Source organism: Sphaerisporangium sp. TRM90804 (assembly GCF_029846175.1).
Lineage (GTDB): Bacteria > Actinomycetota > Actinomycetes > Streptosporangiales > Streptosporangiaceae > Sphaerisporangium.
In genome coordinates this window covers 156,244-168,362 of the sequence record NZ_JARWAC010000018.1, presented here as the reverse complement: position 1 = coordinate 168,362, position 12,119 = coordinate 156,244, and the positions used below count along the sequence as shown (strand labels likewise).

The 12,119-nt window shown below is 72.6% G+C and carries 7 protein-coding genes and 1 pseudogene; all 8 read left to right on the top strand.

Translation table 11 applies throughout. From position 1 onward, the window contains the following. Nucleotides 1–358: pseudogene (locus PYR91_RS24285) on the top strand (hypothetical protein); the annotation flags it as partial. Next, nucleotides 355–564, top strand: a complete 210-nt coding sequence (locus PYR91_RS24280; protein WP_279783124.1) for a hypothetical protein — start codon at nt 355–357, stop codon at nt 562–564. The pseudogene PYR91_RS24285 and the gene PYR91_RS24280, both read left to right, overlap by 4 nt. Further along, nucleotides 561–1,403 (top strand): hypothetical protein, encoded by an 843-nt coding sequence (locus PYR91_RS24275; RefSeq protein WP_279783122.1) that lies wholly within the window; start codon nt 561–563, stop codon nt 1,401–1,403. The genes PYR91_RS24280 and PYR91_RS24275 overlap by 4 nt, the downstream gene beginning before the upstream one ends. Nucleotides 1,404–1,414: 11 nt before the next feature. Continuing rightward, a complete protein-coding gene (locus tag PYR91_RS24270; protein ID WP_279783120.1) occupies nt 1,415–2,074 on the top strand; it encodes a hypothetical protein in 660 nt (219 codons plus the stop codon). Between the two features lie 274 nt (nt 2,075–2,348). After that, a complete protein-coding gene (gltB, locus tag PYR91_RS24265; protein ID WP_279783118.1) occupies nt 2,349–6,863 on the top strand; it encodes a glutamate synthase large subunit in 4,515 nt (1,504 codons plus the stop codon). Nucleotides 6,864–6,877: 14 nt separating this feature from the next. After that, the gene (locus PYR91_RS24260) at nt 6,878–8,362 is read left to right on the top strand and encodes a glutamate synthase subunit beta (protein ID WP_279783116.1); all 1,485 of its coding nucleotides are present in this window, start codon (nt 6,878–6,880) and stop codon (nt 8,360–8,362) included. A 193-nt stretch (nt 8,363–8,555) separates the two neighbouring features. After that, complete coding sequence (locus PYR91_RS24255; protein ID WP_279783115.1) at nt 8,556–10,289, top strand: S8 family serine peptidase; 1,734 nt, start codon at nt 8,556–8,558, stop codon at nt 10,287–10,289. Between the two features lie 289 nt (nt 10,290–10,578). Further along, nucleotides 10,579–12,012 (top strand): pyruvate kinase, encoded by a 1,434-nt coding sequence (gene pyk / locus PYR91_RS24250; protein ID WP_279783113.1) that lies wholly within the window; start codon nt 10,579–10,581, stop codon nt 12,010–12,012. Nucleotides 12,013–12,119 lie beyond the last annotated feature (107 nt).

The window sequence follows — 12,119 nt, the reverse complement described above, 5'->3', positions numbered from 1 at the left end:
GGAGCCGGTGTTGGGTTCGGGTGAGGGCGTGGATCCGGCGCATCAGGCTGGTCAGGCCGACCCTTCCGAGGGCGGGCTCGTGCAGGAGCCGGTGCTGGGTTCGGGTGAGGGCGTGGATCCGGCGCATCAGGCCGGTCAGGCCGACCCATCCGAGGGAGCGCCCGTCCAGCGCCCGGCGCCCGGCTCGGGTGAGGACGCCGGCACCCTGGGGCAGGCCGCCGCGCCCGCCCGGGTGCTCGCCGCGGCGGCCGGGGAGAACGCCGACCCGGCCCAGCCCGCGAGCCAGGGCGGCGCCGAGGAGGGCGCGGGCAAGGCCCCTGCCTCGGCGCGACCGGATGCCGAGGCGAACGGACGATGACCACGGGCGGCTCCTCGGGGGGGCTCGCCCGGCTCCACCCCCACCCTGACACGACGGGCGGGCCGTCCCGCCCGTCCGCATCCGGCGCCCTCGCGGGCGGGGCCCTCGGCCCCGCCCCGGCGGTGCCCGCCCGCCCGTTCTTCCGCCTGCACGCCGGTGCGGGCGCCCGCCAGGCGCCCCGCCTCTCCGGCGCCGCCGGCCTGTGAGCGCGCGCAACAAGAGACGCCGCTCCTCCTTCGAGGTCCCGGCGCTCGCCGAGCGCGGCCTGACCGAACGCCAGCAGCGTCTCCTGTTCGGCGTGGGCACCGTCCTGGTGGTGCTGCTCGGCGGGTTCGGGCTCACCTTCGTCGTCAGCACCCTCGGCTCCTATGAGCCCGAACCCCGCCAGGCCGGCGGGGAGGAGATCGGCCTGCCCTTCCCCAGCACGTACGAGGCGTGGGCGTCGCCCAAGCTCTTCGGCCCGATCGCCGACCGCAAGGCCGACGCCGCGGCGCTGAAGGCCGAGGAGGTCTTCGCCACCAAGACCCTCAGGAGCGGCAAGCTGACGTTGAGGCTGGTCGACCGCCGCCTCGACCCCGCGTGCGCCCCGGTCATGTGGGGCGGCGACGCCCTGGCCGAGCTGGGCACCACCGGGTGCACGCAGGCCGTCCGCGGCCTGTACCTCAGCTCCGACCGGCGTTACGTCGCCCAGTACACGCTGTTCAACATGGCCGGCGTCGAGGCGGCCGACCGCTTCGTCACGCGGATGTCCACCCTCTACCGCGGCGGCGGCTGGGTGCGGCCGCTGGAGTCAGGCGAGGCCACGTTCGCCCCCGACGGTTACACCGAGGCGAGCGGCCACGCGATGGGGCACTACGCCGGACTCGTCTGGGTGGCCCGGGCCGACGGCCGCGAGCCGACCGCCAAGGACGACTTCGTCTCCCTGGCGCTGGCCGCGCGGGGCGTCGAGAAGGCCGTCTACCGCCGCGTCGTCGCCGTGTCCCCGCCGCCGGCCGCGGGCACACCGGCCGCGCCCCGGACGCCCGCCGCGTCCCCGGCCCAGTAGGCTCAGGGGCCATGCTCAGCCGCACGACGGTCTCCTTGGCCGTGCTGGGGGTCGTCGCCGCCGCGGGGACCGCCGTGTACGTCGCCACCCGGGCGGAGACCGGGCCGCGCCCGGGAGCCTTCCGGGGCGAGCCCACCTCGGCGCTCTACGCGCCCATCGCCTCGCGCGAGGACGACCCGCGCCCGCTGAGCCAGGGCGAGGTGTTCGGCCCGGCCACGGCCCGGCTCACCGCCGAGACGGTCACGATGGAGCGCCGCGGGGTGGCGGCGTCGGCCGACTGCGCCCAGGCGCTGTGGGGGAGCGGCACGGTCGACGCGGCGGCCGGGTGCTCCCAGGTGGTGCGCGCGGGCTTCACCAGCGCCGACGGCCGCGTCTCCGGCCAGTACGCCGTCTTCGACATGCCCGACGGGCCCGCCGCCGACCGGCTCGTGGCGGCGCTCGACCCCAAGCGCGGCGACGGCTTCCTGCGGCCGGCGCCGGGCCAGCCGGAGTCCTTCGACGCCGCCCGCAGCCGGGCGGACGCCCGGGCGCTGGGCCACTTCGTCGTGGTCAACTGGGTGGGTCCGGTCGACGCCCGCCCGGCCGCCGATCTGACCCTGCCGCAGGTCGCCCTGGAGGGCGTCGCGGCGTTCGCCCAGCGGCGCGTGCTGGACGCCGCCGTGCTCCCTTGACGTAACGTGTGACGGCCCATGGACGATCTGTGGGAGAGCGCGATGGAATAACACCTTTCGCTGGGTCGTTCCAGACAGAGCGGCCCGGGACGTACGCCACGCATCAACGCGGTTCCGCCATTGGTGAATGTTCGCGATTCGCCCCTGGCGGGCACTATTCCGACAGGGTGTTGTAGTCTCTACACACCTGAAACAGCAGCAGGGCCAACGTCGTCCCTCTTGCCTGCACTCGCCAATCCAGACGGACGCAGACGAAGACGACGGGAGGGATTCAATGCCTGCTGCCCGCCTCGGTCTCCCCGAGCCCCAGGGCCTGTACCACCCCTCGCAGGAGCACGACGCCTGTGGAGTCGCGATGGTGGCCGACGTGGCCGGCCGTCGCAGCCACGACATCGTCGTGAAGGCCCTGACGGCGCTACGCAATCTTGATCACCGGGGCGCCAAGGGTAGTGAACCGGACACCGGCGACGGCGCCGGCATCCTGACGCAGATTCCCGACGCCTTCCTCCGTGAGTCCGTCGGTTTCCCGCTTCCCCCCGAAGGCTCCTACGCCGCCGGCATGGCGTTCCTGCCGATGGACGACGAGGCGCGCGCCACCGGCGTCCAGATGATCGAGGAGATCGCCGCCGAGGAGGGCCTGACGGTCCTCGGCTGGCGCGCCGTCCCGGTCGACCCCGCCCACGCCGGGCCCAGCGCCCGTGCCGTCATGCCGTCCTTCCACCAGCTCTTCGTGTCCTCGCCGGGCGGCGAGACGGGCCTGGAGCTGGACCGCCTGGTCTACTGCCTGCGCAAGCGCGCCGAGCACGAGGTGGACGTCTACTTCCCCTCGCTGTCGTCGCGGACCATGGTCTACAAGGGCATGCTGACGACCCCGCAGCTCGAGGACTTCTTCGCCGACCTGTCCGACGACCGGTTCGCCAGCGCGATCACGCTGGTGCACTCGCGCTTCTCGACCAACACCTTCCCGTCGTGGCCGCTGGCGCACCCGTACCGGTACGTCGCCCACAACGGTGAGATCAACACCGTCAAGGGCAACCGCAACTGGATGCGGGCCCGCGAGGCGATGCTGGCGAGCGACCTGATCCCCGGCGACCTGTCGCGGCTGTTCCCGATCTGCGACCCGGACGCCTCCGACACCGCGTCGTTCGACGAGTGCCTGGAGCTGCTGCACCTGGGCGGACGCAGCCTGCCGCACGCCGTGCTGATGATGATCCCCGAGGCGTGGGAGAACCACACCGAGATGGACCCCGCGCGGCGGGCGTTCTACGAGTACCACTCCACGTCCATGGAGGCGTGGGACGGCCCGGCGTCGATCACGTTCAGCGACGGCACCCTGGTCGGCGCGGTCCTCGACCGCAACGGCCTGCGTCCCGGGCGCTTCTGGGTCACCGAGGACGGCCTGGTGGTGCTGGCCTCGGAGGCCGGCGTGCTCGACATCGAGCCTTCCAGGGTCGTCCGCAAGGGCCGCCTCCAGCCGGGCAGGATGTTCCTGGTCGACACCGAGCGCGGCAAGATCATCGAGGACCACGAGATCAAGGCCGAGCTCGCCGCGGCGCTGCCGTACGGCGAGTGGCTGCACGCCGGGCTCGTACGCTTCGAGGAACTGCCCTCGCGCGAGCGCCCGATGATCACCCACGAGGCACTGGTGAAGCGCCAGCAGACCTTCGGTTACACCGAAGAGGAGCTGCGCGTCATCATCTCCCCGATGGCGAAGACCGGCGCCGAGCCGATCGGCTCCATGGGCACCGACTCGCCCGTCGCCGTGCTCAGCGACCGCCCGCGGCTGCTGTTCGACTACTTCAGCCAGCTCTTCGCCCAGGTGACCAACCCGCCGCTGGACGCGATCCGCGAAGAGCTGGTCACCTCGCTGCAGACGACGATCGGCCCGGAGGGCAACCTGCTGGCCCCGGGCCCGGCGTCCTGTCGCAGGCTCGTGCTGCCGTACCCGGTGATCGACAACGAAGAGCTCGCGAAGATCATCCACATCAACGACGAGAGCGCGCTGCCCGGCTTCCAGCCGCACGTCGTCTCCGGCGTGTACGAGGTCGCGAGCGGCGGCGAGGGGCTCCTGCACCGGCTGGAGGAGATCTGCGCCGAGGTGTCCCAGGCGATCAGGGACGGCGCCCGCATCATCGTGCTGTCGGACCGCGGGTCGGACGCGCGGCTGGCCCCGATCCCGTCGCTGATGCTCACCGGCGCGGTGCACCACCACCTGATCCACGAGAAGTCGCGCACCCGCGTCGGCCTGGTGGTCGAGACCGGCGAGGCCCGCGAGTGCCACCACATGGCGCTGCTGATCGGGTACGGCGCCTCCGCCGTCAACCCGTACCTGGCGATCGAGACCGTCGAGGACATGATCGCCACCGGGGCGCTCCCCGGCGAGCCGCGCACCGCCGTGCGCAACCTCATCAAGGCGTACGGCAAGGGCGTCCTGAAGATCATGTCCAAGATGGGCGTGTCCACGGTGGCCTCCTACACCGGCGCCCAGATCTTCGAGGCCCTCGGCCTCGGGCGCGAGGTCATCGACGCCTGCTTCTCCGGCACCACCTCCCGCCTGGGCGGCGTCGGCTTCGGCGTGCTCGCCGAGGAGGTGCGCATGCGGCACCAGGCCGCCTACCCGCGCGCCGAGAACGCCCACCGCCGCCTGGAGGTCGGCGGGGAGTACCAGTGGCGCCGCGAGGGCGAGCCGCACCTGTTCAACCCCGAGACGGTCTTCCGGCTGCAGCACGCCACCCGCACGCGGCGGTACGAGATCTTCAAGGAGTACAGCGGCCTGGTCGACGAGCAGGCCGAGAAGCTGATGACGCTGCGCGGCCTGTTCAGGCTGCGTGAGGGCGTGCGCCCGCCGGTGCCGATCGAGGAGGTCGAGCCGGTCGAGAACATCGTCAGGCGCTTCTCCACCGGCGCGATGTCCTACGGCTCGATCTCCAGCGAGGCGCACGAGACCATCGCGATCGCCATGAACCGCCTGGGCGGCAAGTCCAACACCGGCGAGGGCGGCGAGGACGCCGACCGCCTGCACGACCCGGTACGCCGCAGCGCCATCAAGCAGGTGGCCTCGGGCCGGTTCGGCGTGACCAGCGAGTACCTGGTCAACGCCACCGACCTGCAGATCAAGATGGCGCAGGGCGCCAAGCCCGGCGAGGGCGGCCAGCTTCCGGGCCACAAGGTGTACCCCTGGATCGCGCGGACGCGGCACTCCACGCCGGGCGTGGGCCTCATCTCGCCGCCGCCGCACCACGACATCTACTCGATCGAGGACCTGGCCCAGCTCATCCACGACCTGAAGAACTCCAACCCCGAGGCGCGCGTCCACGTGAAGCTCGTCGCCGAGGTCGGGGTCGGCACGGTCGCGGCCGGGGTGAGCAAGGCCCACGCCGACGTCGTGCTGATCTCCGGCCACGACGGCGGCACCGGCGCCTCGCCGCTGACGTCGATCAAGCACGCGGGCACCCCGTGGGAGCTCGGCCTGGCCGAGACCCAGCAGACCCTGCTGCTCAACGGCCTGCGCGACCGCATCGTCGTGCAGGCGGACGGCCAGCTCAAGACCGGCCGCGACGTGATCGTGGCCGCGCTGCTGGGCGCAGAGGAGTTCGGTTTCGCCACCGCCCCGCTCGTGGTGTCCGGCTGCGTCATGATGCGCGTCTGCCACCTGGACACCTGCCCGGTCGGCGTCGCGACCCAGAACCCCGAGCTGCGCAAGCGCTTCACCGGCAAGCCCGAGTTCGTGGTCAACTTCTTCGAGTTCGTCGCCGAGGAGGTCCGCGAGTACCTCGCGGCGCTCGGCTTCCGCTCGATCGACGAGGCCGTCGGCCGCGCCGAGTTCCTCGACACCGCGGCCGCCGAGGACCACTGGAAGGCGGCCGGCCTCGACCTGTCGCCGATCCTGCACGTGCCGTCGCTGCCGCAGGGCACGCCGCTGCACCAGACGGTCTCCCAGGACCACGGCCTGGACGCCGCCCTGGACAACACGCTGATCCAGCTCGCCGAGGGCGCGCTGCGCTACGGCGACCGGGTGACGCTGGAGCTGCCCATCCGCAACGTCAACCGCACGGTCGGCACCATGCTCGGCCACCACGTGACCAAGCGGTACGGCGGCGAGGGGCTGCCCGAGAACACGATCGACGTCGGCTTCACCGGGTCGGCGGGCAACTCCCTGGGCGCGTTCCTGCCCAAGGGGATCACCCTGCGGCTGACCGGCGACGCCAACGACTACATCGCCAAGGGCCTGTCGGGCGGGCGGGTGACGGTGCGGCCGCACCCCGACGCCCCGTTCAGCGCCGAGACGCAGGTCATCGCGGGCAACGTCGGCCTGTACGGCGCGACGTCCGGCGAGGTCTTCATCCGCGGCGTGGTGGGGGAGCGGTTCTGCGTCCGCAACTCCGGCGCCACCGCCGTGGTGGAGGGCGTCGGCGACCACGGGTGCGAGTACATGACCGGCGGCCGCGTGGTCGTGCTCGGCCCGACCGGCCGCAACTTCGCGGCCGGCATGTCGGGCGGCGTCGGCTACGTGCTCGACCTGGACATGGTGCGGGTCAACCGCGAGATGGTCGAGGTCGAGGAGCTCACCGCCGAGGACTCCGAGTTCCTGGGCGCCATCGTCGAGCGCCACCTGGCCGAGACGGGCTCGACCGTCGCCAAGGCCCTGCTGGACGACTGGGAGAGCACGCTCACCCGCTTCGGCAAGGTCATGCCGAAGGACTACAAGCGGGTGCTGCGCGCCGCCGAGGCCGCGCGCGCCGAAGGACGGGACATCGACGAGGCGGTCATGACCGCCGCTCACGGTTAAGGGAGGTTTCACCGATGGCCGACCCCAAGGGTTTTCTCAAGCACGGGCGTGAGCTGCCGGCGCGCCGCCCGGTCGACGTCCGCATCCGCGACTGGCGCGAGGTCTACGAGGACTTCCCCAAGCCCGAGCTGACCAAGCAGGCCGCGCGCTGCATGGACTGCGGCATCCCCTTCTGTCACAACGGCTGCCCGCTGGGCAACCTCATCCCCGAGTGGAACGACCTGGTCTTCCGGGACGACTGGCGCGAGGCGATCGAGCGCCTGCACGCGACCAACAACTTCCCGGAGTTCACCGGGCGGCTGTGCCCGGCGCCGTGCGAGTCGGCGTGCGTGCTCGGCATCAACTCAGACCCGGTGGCGATCAAGCGGGTGGAGGTCGAGATCATCGACCGGGCCTTCGCCGAGGGCTGGGTCGTGCCGCGGCCGCCGGCCGCCAGGACCGGCAAGAAGGTCGCCGTGATCGGCTCCGGGCCCGCGGGGCTGGCCGCCGCGCAGCAGCTCACCCGGGCGGGCCACGACGTGGTCGTGTTCGAGCGCGCCGACCGCGTCGGGGGGCTGCTGCGTTACGGCATCCCCGAGTTCAAGATGGAGAAGCGGCACCTGGACCGGCGCCTGGCGCAGATGCGCGCGGAGGGCACCGAGTTCCGCACCGGCGTCAACGTCGGCGTCGACGTGACGGCCGAGCGGCTGCGAGCGGAGTTCGACGCCGTCGTGCTGGCGGGCGGCGCCACGGCGTGGCGCGACCTGCCGGCCACCGGGCGCGAGCACGAGGGCGTCTACCAGGCGATGGAGTACCTCCCGCTGTCCAACAAGGTGCAGGAGGGCGACTTCGCCGAGGCGCCGGTGACGGCGAAGGGCAAGCACGTCGTCGTGATCGGCGGGGGCGACACCGGCGCCGACTGCGTCGGCACCGCGGTGCGCCAGGGCGCGCTGTCGGTCACCCAGCTGGAGATCATGCCCAAGCCGCCGGGCGCGCGGCCGGACGTCCAGCCCTGGCCGACGTACCCGTTGCTGTTCAAGACCGAGAGCGCCCACGAGGAGCTGGAGGCCGGCGGCGGCTCGCGGGTGTACGCGGTGTCCACGACCGAGTTCGTCGCGGACGAGGCCGGCCGGGTGCGGGCGCTGCGCCTGGTCGACGTGGAGGGGCCCTCGACGGGCTTCAAGCCCATCGCCGGCTCCGAGCGCGAGATCCCGGCGGGGCTGGTCACGCTGGCCATGGGCTTCGTGGGGCCGGAGAAGGGCCCGCTGCTCACCGACCTGGCCGCCGCCTCCGGCGACCCGGCCACGTTCTTCGACCCCCGCGGCAACGTGGCGAGGAACAAGTCGTACATGTCTGGTGTGGACGGAGTTTTCGTCGCCGGCGACATGGGGCGCGGCCAGTCGCTGATCGTGTGGGCGATCGCCGAGGGCCGGTCGGCCGCGGCGGCCGCGGACGCCTACCTCACCGGCCGGACGGCCCTGCCCGTGGCGATTCCGCCGACGGCGCGGCCGCTTGTCTGACACGCGTCACGAGGACGGCGCCCCCCGCGGGGCGCCGTCCTTTTTATGGGAGTTCACAGGTATCTCGGGTAGCTTGCAGGCACGTGTGTGTATAAAGGGTCGGTCGACCGAGCATTTCATCTACGACTTGCTTTAAGACTCCATCGGTTGAAGGATGCTGCCTCGTCGTTTCCGAGGCATGAGGAGAGGCTCAATGGGTCGGGGGTACGGGCGCCGCATCGGCGCCGTCGTTTCGGTCGCGGTGGCGGGTGCGCTGGCCGCCGGCTCGCTCACGGCGGGCACGGGCGCCACGAATGCCACGGCGGTGCCGGGCGAGGCCGCCCAGTACCTCGTCTTCCACGCCGAGGGCGCGCGGGCCGCGGCGCTGCGCGCCATCGAGGCCGGCGGCGGCACCGCCGAGGCCTCCGACGCCAGGCTCGGGTACGTCCTCGCGACGGGCCCGGGCGCCGCGTTCGCCGAGCGCCTCGGCGCCGACCCGGCCGTGGTCGGCGTGACCGCCAACCGCCGGATCGGCACGGCCGCGGCCCTGCCCGCCGGCCGCCTGGCCTCCGCGCCCGGCTCCCTGCCGATCGTCCTGCCCGCCGCGGCCCCGGCCGCGCCGGCGTCCGCGTCCCCGGACGCGGCGAGCGCGCCCGCCGCCACGACGAAGCGCGGCCCCGAGCCGCTGGCCGGCCGCCAGTGGGACATGAAGATGATCGGCGCCACCCCCAAGGGCTCCTACGCCAAGGCGCGGGCGAACAAGAAGGTGCTGGTCGGCATCATCGACACCGGCGTGGACGGCCGCCACCCGGACATCGCGCCCAACTTCAACCGGGCGCTGAGCCGCAACTTCGTCGTCGACCAGCCCAAGGACCCCAGCGGCAAGACGCTCGACGGCCCGTGCGAGGCCGCCAAGTGCAAGGACCCGGTGGACGCCGACGACGACGGCCACGGCACCCACGTCGCCGGCACCATCGGCTCGCCGATCAACGGCCTCGGCATCGCCGGCGTGGCGCCCGACGTCTCGCTGGTCAACATCCGCGCCGGGCAGGACTCGGGCTTCTTCTTCCTCAAGCCGGTGATGGACGCGCTCACCTACGCCGGCGACGCGGGCGTCGACGTGGTCAACATGAGCTTCTTCGTCGACCCGTGGACGTTCAACTGCGCCGCCAACCCCGCCGACTCCCGGGCCGAGCAGCTCCAGCAGGCGGGCATCATCACCGGCGTCCAGCGCGCGCTCGACTACGCCCGCCGCCACGGCGTCACGCTCATCACCGCCCTCGGCAACGGCGCCACCGACCTCGGCAACCCGACCCAGGACAAGGCGAGCCCCGGGTACCCCGTGGGCAAGGAGCGCGAGCGCACCATCGACAACACCTGCCTCAACGTGCCCGCCGAGTCCGGCGGCGTCATCTCGGTCTCGGCGGTCGGGCCCAGCGAGCGCAAGGCCTGGTACTCCGACTACGGCACCGAGCAGACCGACCTGTCGGCGCCCGGCGGCGACCCCACCGACGCCGGCACCTCGCTGAAGGGCGCGGCCAGGGAGATCCTCGCCCCCGCCCCCAAGGCGGTGCTGCGCGCGCAGAAGCTGATCGACGCCTCCGGCAAGCCCACCGCCTCCTCGGTGGTGCGCGACTGCCACGGCGGGTCGTGCTCGTACTACCAGTACCTGTCGGGCACCTCGATGGCGTCCCCGCACGCCGCCGGCGTCGCCGCCATCCTGGTCGGCCGCTTCGGCAAGCCGGGCAAGGGCGGCCTCGCCCTGAGCCCCGCCCGGACGCAGGAGCTGCTGTACGACACCGCCACCGAGAAGGCGTGCCCGTCCACCGGCTCCACGACCTACCCGGCCATCGGGGAGACCCACCGCTGCGAGGGCTCCAAGGGCGACAACGGCTTCTACGGGCACGGCATCGTCGACGCCCGCCGCGCCGCCACAGCCAAGGGCTGACCCCCGCGCCGACCCTCGCGCCCGTCCGGGACACCCCGGACGGGCGCTCGGCATTCCGCGACCCGGCCGCCCGTCCCCTCCGTGGCAACTATCCTGGTACCGCACGAACAGGAAACGGACTGGAGCGCCCGGTCGCATCTGTCGTGGCCGGAGTCCCCCAGCATCGGCTTCCACCTGCGACGACGTGCCCCTGTGTCGGCAAATCGGAGGGTCCGCGTCACCTGGAATTCGTCCAGGCGCCGCTGACTCGGCCATCGTCAAGTGGTCTGTACCAATTAGGGTAGGACTTGTGAGTCGTCGATCGAAGATCGTTTGCACCCTGGGCCCCGCGACCTCCTCCCCGGAGCGCCTGCGCGAGCTGATCGCCGCGGGCATGAACGTCGCCCGGTTCAACCTCAGCCACGGGAGCCACGAGCTCCACAAGGAGGTCCACGCGCGCGTGCGGGAGGCCGCCGCCGAACTGGGCAAGGCGGTCGGCGTCCTGGCCGACCTCCAGGGGCCCAAGATCCGCGTGGGCCGGTTCGCCGAGGGCCCGGTGCGGCTCGGGTTCGGCGACGTCTTCACCATCACCACCGAGGACGTCCCCGGTGACCGCGACATCGTCTCCACCACCTATGACGGCCTGCCGACCGACGTCGGCCCCGGCGACCGCATCCTGGTGGACGACGGGCGCCTGGTGCTGGAGACCATCGAGGTCGACGGGCCCCGGGTGGTGACCAAGGTCCTCGTCGGCGGCATGATCTCCGACAACAAGGGCCTCAATCTGCCCGGTGTCGCGGTGTCGGCGCCCCCCCTCACCGAGAAGGACGAGGAGGACCTCCGCTGGGCCCTCCGCACCGGCTTCGACATGATCGCGCTGTCCTTCGTGCGCAGCCCCGACGACGCCGCGCTCGTGCGCGCCATCATGGACGAGGAGGGCGTCCACCTGCCGCTCCTCGCGAAGATCGAGAAGCCCCAGGCCGTCGAGTGCCTGGAGGAGATCGTCGACGCCTTCGACGGCATCATGGTGGCCCGCGGCGACCTCGGCGTCGAACTCCCGCTGGAGCAGGTGCCGATCGTGCAGCGCCGCGCCATCGCCCTGTCGAGGGAGAAGGCCCACCCCGTCATCGTGGCCACCCAGATGCTCGACTCCATGATGAGCGCCCCGCGCCCCACCCGCGCCGAGGCCTCCGACGTCGCCTACGCCGTCATGGACGGCGCCGACGCCGTCATGCTCTCGGGCGAGACCTCCGTGGGCGGCTACCCCATCGAGTCCGTCGCGACGATGGCCCGCATCGCCAGCGCCGCCGAGGCCGAGACCCTGCAGTCGACGCACACCTTCGACCGCCTGCCCGAGACCACCGGCGGCGCCATCGCCCGCGCGGCGGCCGAGGTCGGCGCGATCGTCGGGGCCAAGGCCCTGTGCGCGTTCACGATGTCGGGGGAGACCGCGCGGCGGCTCGCCCGCTACCGTTCGCCGATCCCGCTGCTGGCGTTCACCTCCGCGCCCGAGGTCCGCGGCCAGCTCGCCCTCACCTGGGGCGTGGAGACCTTCGAGGTGCCGTTCGTGCACCACACCGACGACATGGTGCGCCAGGTCGAGTCGGCCCTGCTGTCGGTCGGCCGCTGCGAGAAGGGCGACAAGGTGGTCATCGTCGCCGGTTCGCCTCCCGGCAGCCACGGCTCCACCAACGCCCTGCGGGTGCACACGATCGGCTCGCTGCTGTCGTCGGGCACCGGCTGACACGGCCGTTCAGGCCCGCTTTCCCGCGCGCGCTCCCCGCAGGGGGGCGCGCGCGGGGCGTTTCCAGGGCGGGGATGCGCCGGGCGGGTGATCACGCCTCGCGCGCC